This window comes from Leptospira vanthielii serovar Holland str. Waz Holland = ATCC 700522 (assembly GCF_000332455.1).
Taxonomy (GTDB): domain Bacteria; phylum Spirochaetota; class Leptospiria; order Leptospirales; family Leptospiraceae; genus Leptospira_A; species Leptospira_A vanthielii.
The window spans coordinates 1-21,654 of record NZ_AOGY02000025.1 but is presented as its reverse complement, the minus strand read 5'-3'; the positions used below and the strand labels follow the sequence as shown (position 1 = coordinate 21,654).

At 39.0% G+C, this 21,654-nt stretch carries 18 protein-coding genes; 8 read left to right on the top strand and 10 right to left on the bottom strand.

The features are described from left to right. Positions 1-20: 20 nt before the first annotated feature. The 3 genes from LEP1GSC199_RS05425 to LEP1GSC199_RS05415 are packed head-to-tail and all read right to left on the bottom strand — an operon-like array spanning position 21 to position 2,888. Complete coding sequence (locus LEP1GSC199_RS05425; RefSeq protein WP_039926172.1) at positions 21-416, bottom strand: hypothetical protein; 396 nt, start codon at positions 414-416, stop codon at positions 21-23. A 4-nt stretch (positions 417-420) separates the two neighbouring features. Continuing rightward, entirely contained in the window at positions 421-1,509 is a 1,089-nt protein-coding gene (locus LEP1GSC199_RS05420; RefSeq protein WP_002978630.1) for a DUF1574 family protein, read from the bottom strand. A gap of 8 nt (positions 1,510-1,517) precedes the next feature. After that, positions 1,518-2,888, bottom strand: coding sequence for an MBOAT family O-acyltransferase (locus tag LEP1GSC199_RS05415; protein ID WP_002978649.1), 1,371 nt, complete (start codon positions 2,886-2,888; stop codon positions 1,518-1,520). 91 nt (positions 2,889-2,979) lie between these two features. Here LEP1GSC199_RS05415 and LEP1GSC199_RS05410 point away from each other — a divergent pair, with 91 nt between their 5' ends. Together LEP1GSC199_RS05410 and LEP1GSC199_RS05405 are read left to right on the top strand one after the other, a co-directional pair. Further along, complete coding sequence (locus LEP1GSC199_RS05410) at positions 2,980-4,944, top strand: acetoacetate--CoA ligase (protein ID WP_002978661.1); 1,965 nt, start codon at positions 2,980-2,982, stop codon at positions 4,942-4,944. Continuing rightward, positions 4,941-5,696, top strand: a complete 756-nt coding sequence (locus tag LEP1GSC199_RS05405) for a hypothetical protein (RefSeq protein WP_002978645.1) — start codon at positions 4,941-4,943, stop codon at positions 5,694-5,696. Before LEP1GSC199_RS05410 ends, LEP1GSC199_RS05405 begins: the two co-directional genes overlap by 4 nt. 15 nt (positions 5,697-5,711) lie before the next feature. Here LEP1GSC199_RS05405 and LEP1GSC199_RS05400 read toward each other — a convergent pair whose 3' ends face one another. From LEP1GSC199_RS05400 to LEP1GSC199_RS05390, 3 genes are all read right to left on the bottom strand, one after another. Next, positions 5,712-6,122 carry a c-type cytochrome gene (locus LEP1GSC199_RS05400; protein WP_051999734.1) on the bottom strand — a complete coding sequence of 137 codons (411 nt, stop codon included), beginning with the start codon at positions 6,120-6,122 and terminating at the stop codon, positions 5,712-5,714. Positions 6,123-6,157: 35 nt separating this feature from the next. Then, entirely contained in the window at positions 6,158-12,037 is a 5,880-nt protein-coding gene (locus LEP1GSC199_RS05395; RefSeq protein WP_002978617.1) for a LamG-like jellyroll fold domain-containing protein, read from the bottom strand. Positions 12,038-12,247: 210 nt separating this feature from the next. Next, positions 12,248-13,222: a cysteine synthase A gene (locus tag LEP1GSC199_RS05390; RefSeq protein WP_002978636.1), complete on the bottom strand. Its 975-nt coding sequence runs from the start codon at positions 13,220-13,222 to the stop codon at positions 12,248-12,250. A 46-nt stretch (positions 13,223-13,268) separates the two neighbouring features. On the opposite strand from LEP1GSC199_RS05390, the gene LEP1GSC199_RS05385 reads away from it, so the two are divergent. From LEP1GSC199_RS05385 to LEP1GSC199_RS05365, 5 genes are all read left to right on the top strand, one after another. Continuing rightward, positions 13,269-14,588: an MFS transporter gene (locus tag LEP1GSC199_RS05385; RefSeq protein WP_002978655.1), complete on the top strand. Its 1,320-nt coding sequence runs from the start codon at positions 13,269-13,271 to the stop codon at positions 14,586-14,588. Between the two features lie 43 nt (positions 14,589-14,631). Then, positions 14,632-15,174 carry an SRPBCC family protein gene (locus LEP1GSC199_RS05380; protein ID WP_002978653.1) on the top strand — a complete coding sequence of 181 codons (543 nt, stop codon included), beginning with the start codon at positions 14,632-14,634 and terminating at the stop codon, positions 15,172-15,174. 170 nt (positions 15,175-15,344) lie between these two features. Continuing rightward, positions 15,345-16,337: an IS30 family transposase gene (locus LEP1GSC199_RS05375; RefSeq protein WP_002978659.1), complete on the top strand. Its 993-nt coding sequence runs from the start codon at positions 15,345-15,347 to the stop codon at positions 16,335-16,337. Between the two features lie 138 nt (positions 16,338-16,475). Next, positions 16,476-17,324: a family 43 glycosylhydrolase gene (locus LEP1GSC199_RS05370; protein WP_002978640.1), complete on the top strand. Its 849-nt coding sequence runs from the start codon at positions 16,476-16,478 to the stop codon at positions 17,322-17,324. Continuing rightward, complete coding sequence (locus tag LEP1GSC199_RS05365; protein ID WP_002978626.1) at positions 17,321-18,181, top strand: pirin family protein; 861 nt, start codon at positions 17,321-17,323, stop codon at positions 18,179-18,181. Before LEP1GSC199_RS05370 ends, LEP1GSC199_RS05365 begins: the two co-directional genes overlap by 4 nt. Before the next feature lie 17 nt (positions 18,182-18,198). Here LEP1GSC199_RS05365 and LEP1GSC199_RS05360 read toward each other — a convergent pair whose 3' ends face one another. Genes LEP1GSC199_RS05360 through LEP1GSC199_RS05345 form a run of 4 tightly spaced genes read right to left on the bottom strand, consistent with a single transcriptional unit; the run spans position 18,199 to position 21,028 of the window. Next, entirely contained in the window at positions 18,199-18,501 is a 303-nt protein-coding gene (locus tag LEP1GSC199_RS05360; RefSeq protein WP_002978643.1) for an LIC_10421 family protein, read from the bottom strand. 55 nt (positions 18,502-18,556) lie between these two features. After that, on the bottom strand, positions 18,557-19,573 hold the full coding sequence (locus LEP1GSC199_RS05355) for a type I phosphomannose isomerase catalytic subunit (protein ID WP_002978651.1): 1,017 nt from the start codon (positions 19,571-19,573) through the stop codon (positions 18,557-18,559). 11 nt (positions 19,574-19,584) lie between these two features. Continuing rightward, a complete protein-coding gene (locus LEP1GSC199_RS05350) occupies positions 19,585-20,292 on the bottom strand; it encodes a DnaJ domain-containing protein (RefSeq protein ID WP_002978624.1) in 708 nt (235 codons plus the stop codon). 16 nt (positions 20,293-20,308) lie between these two features. Further along, positions 20,309-21,028: an LIC_12936 family protein gene (locus tag LEP1GSC199_RS05345; RefSeq protein WP_002978657.1), complete on the bottom strand. Its 720-nt coding sequence runs from the start codon at positions 21,026-21,028 to the stop codon at positions 20,309-20,311. 186 nt (positions 21,029-21,214) lie between these two features. Here LEP1GSC199_RS05345 and LEP1GSC199_RS05340 point away from each other — a divergent pair. Next, positions 21,215-21,654, top strand: a 440-nt coding sequence (locus tag LEP1GSC199_RS05340) for a helix-turn-helix domain-containing protein (protein ID WP_002978619.1), incomplete at its 3' end; no start/stop codon positions are given.

Here is a 21,654-nt window from a genome sequence, read left to right as displayed (position 1 = left end):
GCAATGAAATTGCGAATCAACTAAATGAGGTTATATTTAGGAGGTCGAAAAAAACTATTTAAAGTAACAAGTTTTGGTATGAGAAGATCAGGTTGATAAACGTAAACTTTGTGAAGTTGGATGAGTACGTGAGAGAGATATAAATCCCATGAACAAGACATAATCAAATTGCAAGGGCAAGAAAAACAAACGTGGTCCGTATGTTCTCCTTCTTCGTGCAAATCGTGGCCTGGATTTACACCTAAAGCGTGATCTAAAAAAGCATAGGGGCATCCACTTTCTGGAGAACCAATGAGTCCACAGTTGATTTCATTGTCAACGATGCGTTGGTACATGAAATTAGTGGAAAATAAGAACACAAAGCTAAATAGAAAAAAATGTCTCCAGAAATTGAGTTTTTTCAGATTTAACTTCATAACCTTACTTAAAGTTTGGGATCTCCTTTGCGATTTGCAATAACTTATCTGCAATTTCGGGAACACAAATGGGGGAAACATGGCTGCTATCCACAAAAGTTTTACAATTTGTATTTCCTTTGTTCAAGGAAATGAGACGAATATTTTTTGAATTTGGATTCACTAAAGGCCGACCAAAAGTTTCCAATAAATTTCCCCCTGTGATCGATTTTCTCAATTGGTTGTAATAGGGATGGACTTGTGGTTCCCAAAGAACGGTTGGGATATTATGTTCCTCTGCATGTTGGATGATTTTTTTTAGAAATCCATATTCTGTTTCGGAAAAAGTATAATTTGTAAGTAATAATTCACGTTGGGATTGGCTATAATCAATGATTCGATCTTTGTATTCTTTGGGTGTAAAATTATCTAATTCGATTCCAATATTTTTGGTATCAAAAGGTCTCTTCTTGTTTAAATAAGAAGCAAGGGCAATGAAGTAGGTATCATCGTTAGCTGTTTTGCCTTTGATCCAATTGGAAACTCCTTGGGTGGGGCTAAAATGGTAGTTATAAGAAACAAAGAATAATTTTGATAATATTTCACGCTGATACTTAAAATTAAAAGTAGGATAGATGTCGATTAACTCATCTTCATGTAACATCAACTCTTGCCATTTTGATTTATAAGAAAACACATTATTTTCATTTAACATTTCCTCAGAAAATTCCAAAAACAATACATCGGGTTTGAAACCTGACTTTGTCATGGATTGAATCATTAAATAAAACAAAAAATATTCGGATGCTTTGATGGAAGATCTAGTTTCGAAATATATTGGTCCTGTATATGTTGATTGGTTTACGGGGATTTTTTCCCATTCGTGAAAAATATCGGAACGAGAGGTTCCCGTAACAACAACAACTTTAGTCTTTTCTGATTGAAGTTTTTTATCTTCCTCCCATACCTTGGGCAATCCGATGAGTACGTTTTGTCCAGATTTATAAGCTCGTCTACCAGCTTCTCTTAATTCCGGTATACAAACCAGTTTATCAACCAGAAAGACAATTAAGATGATGAAAAATGGATATAAATAAATGCGTTTTTGGTTCATGGGTTCTCTCAGAATTGGAAATAGATAAATGTTTCCACGGGGTTCTCAATTTTGACTAATGCAAAGAAAACTAATACAGTAAATATGGGAACTAACCAATGTGTATATGGTTGGAGTTTTTCTTTAAAATAGTTTTTATATTCAACAAATTGAAAGAGGTAACAAACAAAGATCAGTAACCAAAAGTCCGGTTTGTAAATGAAATTTTTAGCAGTCGAAGTAGAAGCAGACCAAAAATTGTAAATTCCTTGCAAAGAATCTAAACGAAAAAATGGGCTAACTAAATTGAATCCAATAAACACATAAACAAATCCAACTATCTTTTGTTTGGTGCTCATATCCTTTCGGTTTAATTTACCAAAAGTAAATCGTTCTATTGCAAGAAAAATTCCATGTAAAAATCCCCAGATAAAAAATGTGTAGGTGTTTCCATGCCATAATCCAGCGAGCGCCATTACCGTTACAGTATTGAACATAAATCTAGATTCTGATACTCGATTTCCACCTAACGGAATATATAGATAGTCTCTGATCCAGGTTGACAATGTGATATGCCATCTTGACCAAAACTCGGAAAAACTAACCGACAAAAATGGGGACCGAAAATTCTCGGGGATTTCGTATCCGAGTAAAAATGCCGACCCTCGAGCAAGATCCGTATATCCCGAAAAATCGCCATACACTTGTAAGGAAAAAGCCATGGTAGAAATAAAAATACTTAGCCCATCATATCCAGCGGGGTCTGCAAAAACAGGATTGATAGATTTTGCAATTTGATCGGCAATTAGAACTTTTTTGATAATACCGGAAAGTATATGTAAAATTCCACGATGGACAAAATCCCAATTGAGTTTTGCATGATCGATTTGTTCATAAAAATCGTCATGACGCATAATAGGACCTGCAATGAGTTGTGGAAAAAATAAAATAAAGAGTAGGAAGTTTAAAAAAGGTGATTCGTTAAACTTTCCACGCCAAGCATCAACAAGGTAAGCAATCATTTGAAAAGTATAGAAACTTATTGCTAATGGAAGTGCAAATTCGCTCAAAGATTGGATGAAGGGGATGGAGATTTCTCCTTCCTTACTTAAGAATTGTAGATAAGTGAGTATGTATTTAAAGAAACAAAGATTTAATAAGTTAATAACCACACCTAAAACTAAAAAGATTTTCTTTCTGGTTTTTAGGATTCCTAAAACAAAAAAATGTGTGATGAGAATAAAGAGTAAAAAATGAGTAAGAAAGGAAAGACTCCAATACCCATAAAATACTAAGGAAAAGAAAATGAGGATGTATTTTCTGAACCTTCCTGGAGCCATCCAATAGATAGTATAACAACCTACAAAAAAAAGAAAATAGTCAATGGAATTGAACAGCATTTTCCCTAGAATTTCTGCGATATTTTTTTCTACCAGTCATTTTACACAATCATACTTGCCTCAAAAATCAAATCCAGAAAGATCAGTCTTCATGGCGACTCAAAATATACTTTGGACACCTCATTCAAAAGATACGAACCTTTCCCGTTTCCAAGGCCATTTGGAAACAAGGTTTGCAAAATCATTTTCTGATTATGTTTCTTTACATAAGTTTTCAGTAGATGAACACGAATTGTTTTGGAAAGAATGGTTGTCTTATTCTGGTTTCAAGTTACACAAAGAACCGGAAAAAACGATAGAACGAAACAATCATTTTTCAAAGTCGATTTGGTTCCCAGGTGCTTTGTATAATTTTGCTGAGAATTTATTAGAAGTAGGGAATCCAAATGATTTGGCTTTAGTGTTTTATTCTGAAGATGGCCAAATACAAAGGTTAACGTATGCGGAACTCAAACAGGAAGTATTGAAGTTGCAAAAACATCTTTTTTCCCTTGGAGTCAAAAAAGGGGATCGTGTGGTGGGTCTTGTACCAAATGCACCTATTTCTACCATCGGAATGTTGGCAACTACATCGTTAGGTGCTATATGGTCGAGCGCCTCACCTGACTTTGGTGTTCGAGGAATTTTAGATCGATTTGAACAGATCAATCCAAAAGTATTGATTTCGGTAGAATCCTATTTATTTAAAGGCAAAAGAATTTCCATCATAGATAAATTGGAAGAAGTATCCATCCAATTGGCGAAGACTAAAAATTCCGAGTTTAAACAAACTTTGGTATATGATTTTGTTGGACCAATCAAAGACTTAGGTAAGATCCAATTTCCATACAAATATGCTGAAATCAGTTCGCCAGATTCTTCTGATCAGTTAACTTATACCTCTATTTCCTTTTCCGATCCAGTATACATTATGTTTTCCTCGGGGACCACGGGCCTTCCGAAATGTATTGTTCAGGGAGGGGGTGTTTTACTGAACCACACCAAAGAACTATCGTTACACTGTGATTTATCCAAAGAGGATCGATTTTTTTATTATACCACTTGTGGTTGGATGATGTGGAATTGGTCCCAATCTGCTTTGGCTTTGGGTGCAACACTTTACCAATTTGATGGAAATCCGTTCCATCCCTCTTGGGAAACTTTATGGTCCATGGCCGAAAAGGAATCCATTCAAGTTTTTGGAACTAGCGCAAAATACCTTTCTGTATTGGAAGAAGAAAAGATATCGGTTCAGTCTAAGTATTCATTGCCCGCACTAAAGGTAATTCTTTCAACAGGTTCTCCTTTGCCAAACTCTGGGTTTCGTTATGTATATGAAAATATAAAAAAAGATGTACAACTTTCCTCCATCTCTGGTGGAACAGATTTAAATGGATGTTTTGCTTTAGGTAACCCCAACTTACCGGTGTTTGAAGGTCAAATTCAGTGTAAGGGTTTGGGGATGGATGTAAAAGTGTTTGATGATATGGGAAAATCAGTGGAAAACCAAAAAGGGGAATTGGTTTGTCCGACACCATTTCCTTCTATGCCACTTTCCTTTTGGAATGATGACTCTGGTGGAAAATACAAATCGGCGTACTTTGAAACCTATGATAATATTTGGTGCCACGGTGACTTCGCATCCATCACACCTGAAAATGGTTTGGTGATTTATGGTCGCTCCGATGCCACTTTAAATCCAGGTGGTGTACGGATTGGTACGGCTGATATTTATTCCGTAGTTTCTACCATTCCAGAGGTGAAAGATAGTGTCATCATTGGACAAGAGTATAAGGATGATGTTCGTGTGATTCTTTTTGTGGTTCCGGCGGATGGAATTATTTTGGAAGAAAGTTTGATAAAAAAAATCAAAGAACGAATCAAAGTAGAAACATCCCCAAGGCACGTTCCATCCTTGGTTCTTTCTGTTCCCGAAATTCCTTATACTGTCAATGGCAAAAAAGTAGAAATTGCCGTAAAACAAACAGTAGCTGGTATAGAAGTGAAAAATAAAAACGCTCTGGCAAATCCACATTCTCTAGATTATTTTAAAGATCGAAAGGAACTGGGTGTATGATTTTTTTTCGGATTTTTGCTCGGTTCTTAACTTTTTGTTTTTTGGCTTCTGTAAATTTAGAAGCCGAATCGATTCGTTGGCGCTCTTGTTTTCAAACCAATTGCATTTCGTTTGATTTGCCTTCTCAGTGGTATCTTACGGAACGTAGATCTAATGGAGTAACCACAAAGTTTGATCATTTCAAAACACCACCACTCAAAGAAGAATCCGGTAGGGAAATTATACCAGCACTTGTGATTCTTTTTAAAGAATCTGAAAACAAACTTCCCTTACATCCAATTCTTTTCCATTCAGAATCTAGAAGATTTAGTTTAATCACCAATAACCGCAAGTCCTTCACCTTACAAAAAATCCCGAATACAGAGAGCGGGTATAAATTTTTAGGAATGTTTGGAAGTTTTAAAGATAAAGAAGATACCATTGTACAACATTATATCACTGCGACCGAAGACAGATTCGGATTTACGATATTAATCACATGTTACGAGTCGGTGTACCCGCGAATTGAAAAGGATATTAATTTATTTTTAGACAGTTTGTCCTGGGGAACAAGGCCTATCCCCTGGAAGATCCAAGATCCAGAAGATCAAATTTCGAAAGCAAAGGAATTAGAGTCGAAGGCTCTCGATCGATTGAAAACCAAAAAATCGGAAGAGATTACTTTGGCATTAGAAGAGATGAGCGACTCTTGTGAGTTAGGTTCTGTCACCGCCTGCGAAATGTTTACAGTGTTGATGAATTTGGGACGGTAATCAACAGAAGAAAGGTCATTTTTGCATCTTTTGGATGTATTCTGCAACAGCATCAATTTCCACTTTTCGCATATGCGAATAAGCTTTCATATAGGTTCCTGGAACGCCATTTTTGATTGTTTTTGCTATGGCTTCTTTAGTCGATCCATAGATATACGTTGACTTATCCTGAAAATTAGGGATTCGCAAGTTCGCTAACAACGCAGTTCTTGTACCACGCCCATTACCTTCCATTCCATGACACGAAGCACATCCATTTTGTACATACATGGCTTCAGGAAAGGGAACGGTGACTGCTGGTGGGGGAGGAGGTTCTTTTTTAGGAGTTTCATTTTCCGAAGAACAGTTGTTAAGGAGAAGGACTAAAATCAGAAATTTTAAAAAACTTCGGAAGGGTTTTTTCGGGAAGTTTTGATTTCTTATCATAGTACCTTTTCTTAATTTGATCGAAGTTAATGTTATCAATCGCAAAAGAATCCCGATCCAACCAAACTAATATTATACTTTTGGGACAAATAACAGAAAACAATGGTTCTGCCTGGGCCTGACAGTCCGGTTTTGTAATAAAGAACTTCGGCGATATGGCCAGAGAAGAAACTAGAGATAACTTCATTGGTACCTAAGTAAATATTGTTTTGAGTAAAAGTTTGTACTGTATTCAGCGTGATTCCAAAGGGAACACCGCTAGAGTAAAATCCAAACGAAGTTGCCCCTACATGTTCGGCAGCAATTAAGTAAGGAGTGAGAGTCCCTGCAAAAACTGGATTACTGTAACCAATATCAGTTCCGATTGGTTTTGTCATATGAATTCGATTGCTTTGGATATTGTAAGAAACTCCACCTGTCGCTGATTCGAATAATGGGCCATCGGCAGTATTGGTTCGACTAAAAGCCAAAAAGAAGGTAGAGTCGTTGGAAGGAATGTCTAAGGCAGAACCTCGGAAGAGATATTCAGAGTTTGCCGCATTAAAAGATACAGATGGTTTACCGTTGAAGCCAGCATTATTGTACGTAGGAGCCATTGCTCCATTAAAAAAGGAAGCGGCATTACCACTTCTATCATGCCAAGTAGTCACTGCAGTTCCATTTCCTTGGTTTGATAGACTATCGGCACTTAGGTGGAGACGTAAACTACTGAGTCCCAATGAGGGTGACCAAGTGACTACCTGTCTTGGATCAAATCCCGCCAGTGATTGAATCTCATTGGGACTAAGGGCCCGGTTATAAATCAAAACATCGTCGATCAGTCCAGAAAAACTAGTGAGAAGATCGGTTCGTGTTCCAATCGTAAATGCCGTCGGATTGGTATCCCATGTATTTTTGGTTTCTGTCCTTAGTTTAACACCATTGTGGTATAAGTTCGCTGCAAAACCACCGTCAGATCCTTCGTAAACTCCACAGAGTTGGTGCCATACGTTTTCATGGTTAAAGTATGACTCTTCCACGTCATTACCGGATCCTGCAAAGTAATATTTGCCACCGCCGGAACCTGCTCCAAGTGCCACCAAACGGTCGGTAGCCGTTTGTCCAAAACTTACTATTGTACCTGGATTGGTGAGGTTTGATTTAAAATGCACACAAACTGTTCTTGGCTGTTGGCTTTTTGGTAATTGGGTATCTGTTGTTGTAACATTGATATAATTGGTACCGTTTGTACTAATGGCTGCCGCAGCATGACCAAACCTATCAGTGAAAAGACCTACACCCATATTGATGACTTGGTTTCCAAACCCACTCACATCCTGAAGGTCTTTGTTAAAATCAAAACGAGCCAGAAGGCCCGCGGGAATTTGAGCAGAGAGTCGTCTCACTTCTTTATCAGTTAAAGCTTTTGAATACACTCTGAGGTCGTCTATTTTACCGGCAAAAGTTTGAGTCGAATAAGTCATGATTTTACCTATATAAACTCCCGTGCTAGGTGTTGTGTTGATGGAGGACCCTATATTGGTGGGGCCTGCAATATCAATTCCGTTCACATAAATATAACCATAAGTTCCATCAAAGGTTCCGCAGATATGTGACCATCGGTTGAGTGGAATGGAATAGGTTGTATAAACTTCTCCACCACCTAACCCCCCAAAACGAATTAGATTATCACCGAGCCCGCTTTTAAAAATAGAGAGTATGAATTCTGTTCCAGGGCCTGGGGTTCCATAGGAAAAAATGGCAGAGTGTTCATTAGCATTGAGAGGATAAGTTTCCGGGTTCACCCAAACACAGACACTTCTTGGATGTTGGCCTAAAGGTAATCCTAGTTCCGAACCATTCAGATAATCATCGTTACCTAATTGAAATCGCACACTTGTATTAAGACTTCGGTCCCGACCAGGAGCAAAACCTGACAAACCAGCAGACATGGCAAGAGTATTCCCGATTGGACCCAAAGGGTCTGTATTTGCCTTAAATTGATAATTCATCAGAAGTTCGATGGGGCGAGAGGAATAGGAATTGCCAACGAGAGTCGAATCTGCTGTTCGAGCTAAGTCATTGATTTCTGCGTCGTTTAAATTTTTGTTATAGTACCTAACATCAGCAATGCGTCCTGGAAAGAAAAAAGTACCACCAGAGCCTACACCGATCGTAAGATTTCCAGTAACTGGATTGGTAGATCGTTGTTTTTCATAAATTAAGTTTCCATTCATATACACGCGATAGATATTATTGTTATCAACAGTCATCGCAACATGGGTCCATAAATTGGGGATGACCGTTGTGTATGTGGAGTCACTCGGATATCCACCTCGTGCAAGAACCAATTGTTTATTGGAATCGATAAAGAGCCCATGTCCTGAAGAGGCGATATCACCGTTAAAAACAATTACCTTTCCAATTCCTGCATTCGTTCCATCCCAATTGAACCAAGCTGATAAAGTTATGTTGGAAGTGGCAGCGCTCGGGGAAGGGGCAGTGGCCGCATTGCCGATAGAAGTAGTAGCAGCACCGCTCGTTTCACCAAATCGACCCAAACCGAAACCAGGGCTTCCTATAGCAGTGAGGGTTTGGTTATTCAATAAATTAGATGTAGAACCATTCAGAGGATAGTATGCGATAAGCCCGGAGGAGCTGATGGTTCGAAGTGTATGAGTTGTTCCTACAACGAGAATATTGCCAATATTAGAAATGTACATCGGAGCATTCAGTGATGCGTTGACACCTTCCCCATTAACAAGACCGGTACCACCAGAGCCAGCAATGGTAATGACTTCACCAGAAGTTAGATGAACGCGCCTTATGCGGTGATTTCCGTAGTCAGCAACATATAAAAAATTTCCGTCATGTGTGAGTCCATGCGGCATAAAAAAACTAGCGCTGGTTCCCACTCCCTCTACAAAACCTCCTGTGGAACTTCCAGCAAGGATTGTGGTGGCCCCTGTCACTTTATGGGTTTTGGTAATATTGAAAGTGCCTAAATTCGTTGCATAAATATAATCACCTACAATGGTAATTCCTTCCGGTTGATTTATATCACCACCGCTTGTGAGTGTAGTGACTTCTCTTGTTCTGAGTTTGATGACTCGAATGGCAGAATTATTGCGATCTGCAATATATAACTTTTCATCATCAATGACAATGCCACTAGGACTTGCAAATCTTGCAAGTAAGGGATCTACTGAATCCACATTTGCATTTGGTGGAGATATTACTGAGTCATCTCCTGCAAATGTTTCCGCATAACCTGAGCTAATGAGAACTCTTTTGATCCGATTTCCATTAAACTCTGTGACATAGAGATAAGTTCCGTCTGTTGTGATCGCTCTTGGAGAGTTGAATGCACTGACAGATCCAGATCCTGCTGTATTCCCTGCGGTTCCATTTCCCACAAGCGAAGTCACAGCACTAGTTGTTGGATTAAAAACACGAATTTTATGATTACCGGAATCAACTATAAATCCTTTGGTTCCATCAAAGGTGATTCCACTAATGTTTGTGAATGTTGCTGATGTTCCCGTTGCGTCTACCGCGCCACTTGCTGCTTGCCCTGCTGAAATACCGACAAGCCCACGATAATAATGTAATTGTAGAGGTGCTGGTTTTTTTTCAGTAATCGTATTTCCATATCGATACCCAATGACACAATTGACTGCCACATTGACAATGTTAGCTCCGAGTACAGTCCCTGAATAATTAGATTGTATTGCACAAACATGACCCGGTGGTTCCGCTGTGATGGTAATATCGTAATTTGTACCACTGGCGATAGGTGTTGCAAATGAGATCGGCGTAGTAGTGGCACCACCGGGAACATTGATGGTATCAATTCCATTGGTGACGGTGAGTCCTGAAGGTAAGGCAACAGTACTCGTGATATTTCCACTCATGGCATAATTATTGACCGTGCAGGCAATGGCCACGTTTGTGATGGCTGCTGATCCCACTGTTCCAGTCCCATCAGTAACAACACAAGTTTGCCAAGGGTTTTGGGGATTGGAGAGAACCGTCACCGAATAATTGGTACCAGTGGGGATGGCTGTGTTGAAGGTAAAGGTTCCATTCCCAGCAATGATGAGATCATCCCCTAAATTGTTTTGTAAAACAAAGGTATTTGCACCAAATGGAATGGTTAAGGTACTGATTGTTCCACTAACAGTATAGACATTCGGTTGGTAGTTCAGACTCAGAATGTCACTGCCAAGATAATCCACTTTACACATTCTCGCTTTTACATTTTGAGAGGAACCTGGAGTGGGAAATACATAATTCCCTAATGTTCCCGAAGAACAAGTGTTTGTCGTAGCTCCACAAACGGGATCTGTAGGTGTTCCCGCAGCACCTTCCTGACAAACCCAAGTGGTTCCTGTTGTCGTAGTCGAAAAACTTATCGATTGTCCGGAATTCAAAAGAGAACCTGTCGCCAAACTTGGAGTTGGTGTGGCAACTTTTAACGTATATATCGAATTGACAACAGCAGATTCTACCCATCCTGTTTTACAATGGATGGCTTTGATGACTGCTTGGTTTGTGTCGGTAATGGATACTGTGGAGGTAGTTGATGTTCCGGTGGCACAAGTGGGATCCACTTGGCCTCCGTTTCCCAAAGTATAACGATACTCAGACCCAGGGATCAAAGTGGTGAGAGTAACGGTTCCATCATCATTAAAAACAGATCCACTCACAGGGGAAAATGTAGGTGTTGGCAAACTACAATTGACTACGGCTGTTCCCTGATCCGAAGTGGTTCCCGAATGGGTGGCACCTGCTGTCATCGTACAAACTTGGTTAGGTGCTGATGCAGAAACAACAATTTGGTAATCAGAACCACCAGGAATGGTAGAAGGGAAAGAAAAGTTTGTCACACCGGAAGCTACTGTAATGGATTGAGTGGCAAAGGGAGTTCCGCCTGTATTGACTAGATCCAAAGTGACAGAACCACTTAGGATACTGGTTGTGGTTCCCCCTGGACTTGATACGGTTCCACTGATTAGAAACGCATTACTACAATTGACCGGAATGGTATAAATGCCATTGGCAACGGTGATTGTTCCTGAAGCCAAAGAACATACTCCAGTTGTTATAATACCACCTGGATTATCTATAGCTATAGAAAATGTCCCACCGCTTAAATAGGTTCCTGGAAAGGCAAAGGTTCCATCTGTTGTGACATTAATTGTGTTCGATCCATCTAACGTTAGTTTGAGTTCGTTTCCAACGCCGAGAGTTCCCAAAATCCCAGTCACTTGGGCATTGACTGCAAATGAGTTCGTAGTACAGTTGATTGTTGCTGGCAAATGGGCGGCAGCCATGGTTCCTGTTGTAACTGCGGGTGTCGTAATGGAGCAAGTTTGGCTTGGGTTTGTGGGTTGGCTTATGATGCTAAAATTATATGTTTCTCCCGAAGGAATGGGTGGAAGTGAAAAGTTTGTGGAATTCACATTGATCACATCGGTTCCAGCACCAGTTACATTTTGTATTTGGAGTCCATTGCCAAGAAGGCCAGTTGCAGTTCCATAAATAAGATAAAGTGCATCTCCACAAACAATTTGAATCCCTTCGACATTGCCGCTGATTACGGTTCCCGATCCAGACGAGACAATACATTTTTGGATGGGAGAAGAGGGTTGTGTTTTGACTTTTACTTGGTAAGGGGAGCCGGATTGAATCTTTCTAGAGAAGGTATAAGTTTGGTTTGCTGAGACATCCACAACATCTCCGTTGTTTTCAATTTGGAGGCCAGATCCCATAAGTCCCGAGACACGAAAGGAAACAGAATACGTAAGAGTGTTGGTTTGTAAAAAACGAAAGGTAGTATAGGTTTCCAAAATAGAACGATCAATCCCTGGAAATTTACAGGTGACGAGTAGCAGTAAAATAAGATGGATACAAATTCTTTGGAAATAATTCATGTTTTTTGCAGATCAGACAGAGCCGTGAAACTTTGTTTTTGCGACCATTTCTATTATCGAAATAGTAAAATGGAAGAATCTCCAAAGTCGAGAAAATTTCTTTCCTAACCTTCGATTATGTACCTACATAATTAGGAAAAGTTACTACAGATCTCGTTTTTTGAGAAAGAGTTGCAAAAAAGAATTCAAAAAAACAAACAAATGTTTGGTTTAAAGAAGTCCTTTGGATGCTAAAAACTCTGGGTTAAAAATTTTAGATTGGTATTTTGCTCCACTATCACATAACACAGTTACGATGGTGTGCCCTGGACCCAAATCTTTGGCAATTTGGTAAGCCGCAGCCAAGTTGATCCCCACACTTCCTCCCATAAACAAACCATCTTGTTTTAATACCAAATTCAAAATCCTCAGTGCTTCTTTGTCATGGATACGAATGGCGTCATCGGCGGGCATTCCTTCCATGTTTTTTGTGATTCTGCCTTGGCCAATCCCTTCCGTAATCGAAGAACCTTCTATTGAGATTTTTCCTGTTTTGACAAAGGAATAAATTCCTGACCCGTAAGGGTCTGCCACAACGCATTTGATCTTGGGATTTTTTGATTTGAAAAAAAGTCCTGTTCCCGCATAGGTTCCGCCCGTTCCAAGGGAAGCAGTCCAAACATCAATTTTGCCCTGGGTTTGTTCCCAAATTTCAGGACCTGTGGTTTCGAAGTGCGCATTCCTGTTGGCTAGGTTATCAAACTGATTGGCCCAAACTGAGTTTGGAGTTTCTAATGCCATTCGTTCTGACACACGCACATAATTTCCTGGATCCGCATAAGGAACCGCAGGGACAAGTGTTACACGAGCACCTAACGTGCGTAGCATTTCGATTTTTTCTTTCGATTGTGTTTCTGGAATGACGATGACGGATTTGTAACCTTTGGCATTACAAATATGAGTAAGCCCAATCCCTGTATTGCCTGCGGTCCCTTCTACAACGGTTCCACCTTTTTTTAGAAGTCCTTTCCTTTCTGCATCTTCAATGATATATAAGGCGGCTCTGTCCTTAACGGATCCACCAGGATTTAAAAATTCCGCTTTTCCTAAAATTTCACATCCCGTTTCTTCACTCAAAGAGTGAATTCGTATGAGGGGGGTATTTCCTACAGTATCAATAAATCCGTTTCGTATATCTGTTTTCATGAGAATGAACTTGACTCCTTTTCTTTAGGCCTACATATCCAAGTCTATGTTACAAACCATTCGCCGGTGGTTCGCTCCTGCTCCGTCCATACCACAAAAACCAGATTCAGATATTCAATCCCTTTATCCGAAATTTCGATTTCGAGTATTGGAATCAACTTTTCTTGGTTATACGACCTATTACTTAACTAGAAATAACTTCTCACCGGTTTCTAAAGAAATTGGTGAAGCGTTATCCTATTCGAAAACAGATATAGGTGACATCCTCGCAATCACAGCCATCACGTATGGGATTGGAAAGTTTTTAATGGGAGCACTCTCCGATCGTTCCAATCCAAGAAAGTTTATGGCGGTAGGTTTGTTTCTTACTGCCATTTTGAATTTTTCTTTTGGATTTGCGAATCATTATTGGATTCACCTATTTTTATGGGGAGCTAATGGTCTTGTGCAAGGTATGGGTTGGCCACCTTGTGGACGTTCTTTAGGACACTGGTATTCAGTAAGAGAACGTGGTACTACGTTTGCATTTTGGAATATTGCACATAATATTGGAGGCGGCATTGTCGGAGTCATCGCCTCTCATTCCGCATCGCAATTTGGATGGCAGTATGCTTTCTTTGTTCCAGGGATCATTGCTCTTGTTGGATCCGTGTATTTATACATTCGACTTGTGGACACACCTCAATCGGAAGGCCTTCCTCCTATCGAAGTTTATAGAAACGATTACCCGCCAGAAGAAAAAGAAGATCACGAGGCCGAACTTACCACCAAACAATTGATTGTTGAACAAGTCCTTATGAATAAATACATTTGGCTTTTTGCCATTATCAATTTTTTTGTTTATATCATTCGTTATAGTTTGATTGATTGGGGTCCCACCTATTTAAAAGAAACCAAAGGAGCCGACCTTTTGGGTGGGGGATACTCTACTTTTATTTTAGAATTTGGAGGAATTGGCTCCACCATTCTTATGGGATGGGTCTCGGATAAATTTGACGGACGTAGGGGAATGGTAAGTTTACTTTGTATTTTGCCAATTTTCTTTGCGTTTTTAGGAATTTTATTCAATCCCCCCGGATCTTTATGGATCGATTATGTACTCTTTGGACTCATTGGACTTTTTATTTATCCCCCAGTTATGTTGTTAGGTGTGGCAGGTATGGATTTTACTTCCAAAAAAGCAGTGGGAACAGCCGCCGGGTTTATCGGACTTTTTGGATCTTTAGGAAGAACGGCACAAGGGAAAGGTCTTGCCATCCTTGCCACAGAATACTCCTGGGATGTAGCCTTGTCCGCTGTCCTTGTTTCCACTTTGATTGCTATTGTCCTCCTCGTTTTCAGTTGGAATTTACGACCTCGTGGGTAAATAAATTGACTAAATCAAAAAATATCAGTAGGATACTTTACTTATGACACTCGGCAGAAAAATTTCCATAGGAATCATTGGCGTAATCGCCATCCCTCTCATTGTGGCTCTCTTTCTACCTACCCAATACCAGGTAGAACGTTCCATTGATATCGCCAAACCAGCCTCAGATGTATTTGCTTACATCCGCTTGTTAAAGAACCAAGACCATTATAGTGTTTGGGCAAAAAAAGATCCCAGTATGAAGAAAATTTACACAGGCCAAGACGGCACTGTTGGTTTTATTTCTCGTTGGGAAAGTTTAGACAAAGAAGTCGGAACAGGCGAACAAGAAATCAAAATGATCAATGTAGATGCATTAGAGATGGAAACAGAACTTCGATTTTTTGAACCCTTTGAAGGTACAGAACGTAGTTATATGAAAGTTTCTTCTTTGGACCAAAAAAAATCCAAAATCATTTGGGGATTTGATGGTTCTATGCCTTACCCATCCAATTTAATGTTAGTTTTTATGAATTTTGAAGAAATGATAGGAAAAGACTTTGAAGAGGGACTATCCAACCTCAGAGTTGTTTTAGAAAAATAAGGAAATTCATTTCGATTGAACAAACAAAACATCTATTGGCAATTATACCAAGACGATCCCATTCTAAAACCCGGATTCCCATCGCCCGTTTTGGCGGATCCGAGTTTTTTATTTGGTAGAATCAAATTTTTAACGCAACACCGATAATCTAATGAATAAGGTGTTAATAAATGAATCATTATACAAGAATTAATTTGAAAGAAAGGGAAGTAATTGCTGAGATGCGATTTAAAGAGGAAAGTATTAGAAGTATAGCTAAGATACTGAATCGAAGTCCTTCAAGCATTTCCAGAGAATTATCTAAAGGTTATTCAAGAAATTCTTTCATTAATTATTCAGTATCAAATGCTCAAATCATTTCACAGAAGAATGAAAGTTCCAGAAATTCTGGTAAAATAAAGTTGCAAAAACATCCAAATTTACGAAAATTTATAAAATCTAAATTAGAACTTAAATGGTCACCAGAGCAAATAGAGATGTCTTTAAAAGAAAATCTGCCAAGCGGAATTACAGAATCAGTTTCCCATCAAACTATTTATACTTATATCTATCTTTTACCGAGAGGCGAACTAAAAAAGGAATTGCAAAGCTATCTACGCCGAAAGATGAAACCCTACAAAAAGTCGAAAAATACTGATAATAGAGGTAAAATACCAGACATGATAAGCATTGAAGAACGACCAAAATCAGTTGAAAAAAGATCAATTCCAGGACATTGGGAAGGTGATTTGATAATTGGAAAGAATCACAAAAGTGCAATTGGTACAATTGTAGAGAGAACTACTAGAAATGTTATACTGGTTCCTTTAACAAGCACAGATGCTGAGACCGTCAGAAAAAGTTTTGCCAAGGAACTAAAAAAAATGCCAACAGAGCTTAGACTTTCGATAACTTATGATCAAGGTAAAGAAATGAGTAACCATAAGCTATTTACAAAAGATACTCAAATGAAAGTATATTTTTGTCATCCGGGAAGTCCTTGGGAAAGGGGGACTTGTGAAAATACGAATATGCTAATAAGAGATTTCTTTCCTAAAAAAACTGACTTTAATGATATATCAAGAAAAGAACTGAAAAGAGTCCAAAAGCTTTTAAATGAGCGTCCAAGAAAAACGCTTGGCTGGAAAACTCCCGCGGAAAAAATAAAGGAAGTGTTGCGTTAAACTTTAGAATCTATCTTTCCTGAAAATTGCACGGACGGCCTTTGGCATCTCTTTGCTCACAACATATTCGGTGTTCAGGAATTTCTCTCAGAAGATGGTGTTCACTGGAAAAAAAGAAAAACCGTTGTATGGAATGCCATGCGTCCGTTTATCTTCCATGAAAACGGAACGTATTATTTATATTATGAAAAGTATAAGTTCCTTCATGTTCTTATGTCTTGGTTTCCGTATAGAAAGTGGAAATCGCGGATCGAAGTCAGAACTAGTAAAGATTTAAAAGTTTGGTCTTCCCCCAAAACTGTCATTGAACCCAAATTTCCATTCCATAAAGATCCGAAGTTTGGCGAATCGGTCAGCAATCCATGTTTGGTGAAGTTTGGAAATAAGTACAGAATGTACTTTTCTTCTTCTTTAGTTTATATTCCTGATTGTGGATTTTGTGAACCCAAATACATCACCGTGGCGGAATCAACTTCTCCTCTCGGACCATTTTCCTATTTCTCAGATCCCATCCTTTCCCCAAATGAAATGGATCCCTTTTGTAATTTGGGTGCCGGTTCCATCAAAGTGATCGAATGGAAAGGACGTTACCTTGGATTTCAAAACGGTATTTTTTGGAATCCAGTAAGGAAGGAATCATGTTCAGCTATTTTATTTTTACAAAGCGAAGATGGGCTTAACTTTGAAAGGATCAACCAAACTCCGATCCTTGGCCCTACTGGAAAAGGATGGAAGGCAAGCCATGTCTATGCATGCGATGTAAAGTATTCGGAAGCCGAAAAAATCTTTATCCTCTACTTTAATGCACGGGACAAACCTCACTGGACGAAGGGAAAAGAAGCCATTGGCCTTTTTGTGGGTAAGGTAGAAGAAGTGAAGCGGACTGCCGGTAAAACCACAAACAAACCGGCCAAAAAACAAAAGCCAAATCCGAAAAAGAAAATATCCAAACCAAAACCAAAAGCGAAGAAGTCTAAATCCAAATGACAAGTTCTCTCAAAGGCCACTCCAAAGATTTAGGTGATAATTTTATCATCCGTCGTGTCCTTCCTGCGATGGAAAAACGTTCGGTGGGTCCCTTTGTTTTTTTCGATCATTTTGGTCCGGTGCCAGTGGTTACGGGAGAAGAACTTGTGGTTCGAGCTCATCCACACATCGGTCTAGCCACCATCACTTTTTTGTATGATGGTGTGATCACTCACAGAGATAGTTTGAAAGTGGAAATGGATATCAGACCACACGAAACCAATTGGATGGTTGCCGGTTCTGGTATCGTACACAGTGAACGTTCTAAATTTGATGCTAAGTATGAAGTTATGGAAGGTATTCAAACTTGGATCGCTCTACCAAAAGATAAAGAAGAAATGGATCCTAGTTTTGAACACTTTTCTGAACTGGAAATCCCAGTTTTAAAAAAAGATGGTTTGGTCTTTCGATTGTTAGGTGGGAATTTCTTGGGACTACACTCACCGGCCACCGTTCATTCACCGTTATTTTATGCAGACATTGAAATGAAACCAGAGGCAGATACCGTAAATTGGGTTCTTTCCGACAAGGAAGAAGCTGGCCTTTATATTTCCCGAGGTTCCATTGAATCGAACGGCGAATCCTACGCAGTAGGATCGATGGTTTTGTTTGAAAATGGTACAACCGTTTCCTTTAAGGCCAAACAAAACAGCCGTTTGATGTTACTCGGTGGAGAGCCACTGACTGAAAAAAGATATCTTTATTGGAATTTTGTTTCTACAAGCCAAGACGTCATTGAAAGAGCAAAGGAAAGATGGGCAAAAGATGAATTTCCAAAAGTTCCAAACGAAACAGATCGGATTCCTTTGCCCAATTAAAAGTTAGGGTTAGAAATTTATTTCAAATCAGCTGCAGCTTTTTTGTATTCTTCTGCTTCTGCTCTAAATTCTTTTGCTAGGTTTAAACAATGTTCTTTAAACTTAGCTTCGGTGATTGCCTTTCCACCTTTGTTGCCCGCCATTTTTTCGTGTCTTTTCGCACTTGCTTCCTTCTCTTTTGCAATGGAGTTTAGGTAAGAACGTGCAGCTTGTTTACTTTCTGGCGAAACTGCCTCTTTAATCATCAAGTTTTCCAAGTCAGACAAAGCAAATACGGATGTAGATGCTAACACGAGTAATAGGGTGATTATTTTTTTCATAGAATCCTCTCAGATCACTATTATACAGATTCTATTGGAATGTCAATAGGGGTGTTTATTGATATTTTACAGAATCGGAGCCAGCAGACATAAATGCTAATTTTGTTCCTGCTTCGGCAAAGCCAGAGATGGTTTCCGAAAAACCGGTTGCGGTGATCATAAATGTTTCGTTCGGACCGACAGACTGATTCAATTCAGGAAAATAAACAGATCCAGACACTGTATAAAAAATTCCGAAAGCCGCAGGGTCGCATAATAGAGAGAAGCTGAAGTTTTGTGATTGGTTAAATTCCCAAGACTCCAATCGGAATTTATCATTCGAAGTGAAAAGATATCTTGGGAAAGGGTGATAAGTGATGAGTTGTTTGGATTGTTTTTCTGACCCATCAGATTTTTGAAAATTAAGAACTGCCAATGCTTTTTCTAAATGGAGTTCTCTTGGATTTCCATCATCTCCCAATCGACCATAATCATACACTCGGTAGGTAGAATCGGAGGATTGTTGTACTTCTAATAATAAAACGCCACCACCTATTGCGTGGATTGTGCCTGGATTCAATAAAAATACATCCCCAGACTTTACCTTCCATTTTTTAAGGACGTTTTCACCTAGGTTTTGTTTTACGAGAGATTCGTATTCTTCCCGGTTTGTATTGTTATCAAATCCAACAACTAGTTCTGCACCAGGGTCTGCGTACAATACGTACCAACATTCTTTTTTACCATTGGATTTAGGATCGTATTTGAGTGCGTATTCATCATCGGGATGGACTTGGACAGAAAGTTTTTCTTTGGCATCAATGACCTTAACCAGTAAAGGTAATCCCGACTGAACAAAAGGTTTGCCTAAAACTTTTTCTGGATATTTTCGTATAAGTTCTGTTAAAGGGAGGTTTTGAAACTCGAAATTTTTGATGGGGGAAACATCGGTTCCGTAAACAGAAACTTCCCAAGATTCTCCAATGAAACCTTCTGGAATTTTACGACCAAGAGATGTTTCGAATTTTCTTCCTCCCCAGATTTTTTCCTTATATAAGGGGGTTAAAAATAAAACTTTGGGAATCTTTTCCATCGATTTCCTTTTTAGACAGCACTCTTCACTCGTAAAGGGATATTTTTATGAACCAAGAGTTTCACTCGTAGGTATTTTTTCTTAAAATGGGTAAAGGAATCGGGTCTGAATTTGGAAAGATCAAATTCAAATACCTTCCCTTGGATGAGGGCAGACCTAGGAAATTCAACCTTTAGGTTTCTGTAACCTTTGTAACTTCCTCGTCCATTACAAGCGGGGCAGTGGGGATCACCACCCATACAATCTCCACAAACAATTCTTACAGTCAAGGGAATGACTGCAATCACAGGTCGTAAAATTTCGGATTCTTTTATATCAATGATCAAATCATAATCAATTCCTGTAACCTTTCGCCTATCTTTGTTACGGAATCCTTTTCTCATTAATCCACGTTTGGCGAGCTCTAAAATTCCGGTAGTGAACCGAACCCGAGAGACAGGTAGGACCACTGGGTGTTCTTCAAGTTTGCGTTTTAAAAATTCACGAACATAGTTTTTTTTGAATTCTTCATCATAAGACTTTCGACCTTCCCCTGTTAGAGTTTGGTAGGCGAAGTAAAGGCTTTGGAATTTGGAATAAGAGCCTGTGACTGGGATGTCAGGATGGAATTGTTTTACGAGATGACGGAAAGAGGATTTAATCTCTTCCGTCGTGGCTCCAAAGGGAATCTCTAGGACTTCGTAAAGGTTGGTAGGTTGTGGCGGTATGGAGTGACTCATTCCACCCTCGTGATCATTATGGTTCTTGGAAATCCCCGCTGACAGAAACTTCCATTACCGATTCAGAAACCATTCGAGTTTCTAAACTTCCTTTTGCTTGGATGTATCTGTCAATGGTTCTTGCCACTTCACGTAGTCTATCTCTATAAGCTGTTGCTAAACGCAATCTTTCCCATGGGCTTTGGATTTTTTCTAACTCAAAACTTAATGTATGATCATCTGCATTAGTAACTGTACGAACAGAGAGTGTCAGTCCCTTCACTCCACCAGAAGAATTGTTTTTTAATTCACGGTAAGTAGTGACTGGGTCTTTGCCTTTTTCTGTGAGTGATTTTCTGGACCAAAATGATAATTCATCTAAAGAGAATCCACCACCTTCGGCTCCACCACCACCTTTCAATTTCATGACAAAACGGCTGTGTAGGACATAACTTGGTTCAAATGGCAGGTGGATTTCCCTTGCATTGGTAACTTGTCCATAACGACTATCTTTGATTTTCTTTTCGAAACTAAGGAACTTTACCTTCTCATTGATCATGGCATGGTAATCATCTACTTCTTTACCAATTCGTTCGATCTTCTGTTGTTGTTTCGCGTTATAAGGGATGATAGCGATGCTTCCATCCGGATTTAACTTTTGGGAATCTGCTTGGCTAACAGGTTCATTTTTTTCGTCAGCGGCAAAAAGGCCAACGGTAAGTAGAAAGGATAAAATTAGGACAAACGAGATGCGCATACGAACTCCCAAGTAGTAGACTCTATATATATTTTCGACTTTTGAAATGAAATCATTAATTTGTTAAAAATAAGGTTGATAAAAAACGCAAAAACCCGAGTCTAGCGGTAGGTCTCCCATGGAAATAAATGGTAGAATCAAATTTTTAACGCAACACCGATAATCTAATGAATAAGGTGTTAATAAATGAATCATTATACAAGAATTAATTTGAAAGAAAGGGAAGTAATTGCTGAGATGCGATTTAAAGAGGAAAGTATTAGAAGTATAGCTAAGATACTGAATCGAAGTCCTTCAAGCATTTCCAGAGAATTATCTAAAGGTTATTCAAGAAATTCTTTCATTAATTATTCAGTATCAAATGCTCAAATCATTTCACAGAAGAATGAAAGTTCCAGAAATTCTGGTAAAATAAAGTTGCAAAAACATCCAAATTTACGAAAATTTATAAAATCTAAATTAGAACTTAAATGGTCACCAGAGCAAATAGAGATGTCTTTAAAAGAAAATCTGCCAAGCGGAATTACAGAATCAGTTTCCCATCAAACTATTTATACTTATATCTATCTTTTACCGAGAGGCGAACTAAAAAAGGAATTGCAAAGCTATCTACGCCGAAAGATGAA

Excerpts from the sequence above, each read along its gene's own strand:
- LEP1GSC199_RS05365 (WP_002978626.1), top strand. The coding sequence starts at position 17,321 with ATGACAAGTTCTCTCAAAGGCCACTCCAAAGATTTAGGTGATAATTTT.
- LEP1GSC199_RS05400 (WP_051999734.1), bottom strand. The coding sequence starts at position 6,122 with ATGATAAGAAATCAAAACTTCCCGAAAAAACCCTTCCGAAGTTTTTTA.
- LEP1GSC199_RS05395 (WP_002978617.1), bottom strand. The coding sequence starts at position 12,037 with ATGAATTATTTCCAAAGAATTTGTATCCATCTTATTTTACTGCTACTC.
- LEP1GSC199_RS05390 (WP_002978636.1), bottom strand. The coding sequence starts at position 13,222 with ATGAAAACAGATATACGAAACGGATTTATTGATACTGTAGGAAATACC.
- LEP1GSC199_RS05385 (WP_002978655.1), top strand. The coding sequence starts at position 13,269 with ATGTTACAAACCATTCGCCGGTGGTTCGCTCCTGCTCCGTCCATACCA.
- LEP1GSC199_RS05415 (WP_002978649.1), bottom strand. The coding sequence starts at position 2,888 with ATGCTGTTCAATTCCATTGACTATTTTCTTTTTTTTGTAGGTTGTTAT.
- LEP1GSC199_RS05345 (WP_002978657.1), bottom strand. The coding sequence starts at position 21,028 with ATGCGCATCTCGTTTGTCCTAATTTTATCCTTTCTACTTACCGTTGGC.
- LEP1GSC199_RS05425 (WP_039926172.1), bottom strand. The coding sequence starts at position 416 with ATGAAGTTAAATCTGAAAAAACTCAATTTCTGGAGACATTTTTTTCTA.
- LEP1GSC199_RS05380 (WP_002978653.1), top strand. The coding sequence starts at position 14,632 with ATGACACTCGGCAGAAAAATTTCCATAGGAATCATTGGCGTAATCGCC.
- LEP1GSC199_RS05375 (WP_002978659.1), top strand. The coding sequence starts at position 15,345 with ATGAATCATTATACAAGAATTAATTTGAAAGAAAGGGAAGTAATTGCT.
- LEP1GSC199_RS05355 (WP_002978651.1), bottom strand. The coding sequence starts at position 19,573 with ATGGAAAAGATTCCCAAAGTTTTATTTTTAACCCCCTTATATAAGGAA.
- LEP1GSC199_RS05405 (WP_002978645.1), top strand. The coding sequence starts at position 4,941 with ATGATTTTTTTTCGGATTTTTGCTCGGTTCTTAACTTTTTGTTTTTTG.
- LEP1GSC199_RS05420 (WP_002978630.1), bottom strand. The coding sequence starts at position 1,509 with ATGAACCAAAAACGCATTTATTTATATCCATTTTTCATCATCTTAATT.
- LEP1GSC199_RS05410 (WP_002978661.1), top strand. The coding sequence starts at position 2,980 with ATGGCGACTCAAAATATACTTTGGACACCTCATTCAAAAGATACGAAC.
- LEP1GSC199_RS05370 (WP_002978640.1), top strand. The coding sequence starts at position 16,476 with ATGCGTCCGTTTATCTTCCATGAAAACGGAACGTATTATTTATATTAT.
- LEP1GSC199_RS05350 (WP_002978624.1), bottom strand. The coding sequence starts at position 20,292 with ATGAGTCACTCCATACCGCCACAACCTACCAACCTTTACGAAGTCCTA.
- LEP1GSC199_RS05360 (WP_002978643.1), bottom strand. The coding sequence starts at position 18,501 with ATGAAAAAAATAATCACCCTATTACTCGTGTTAGCATCTACATCCGTA.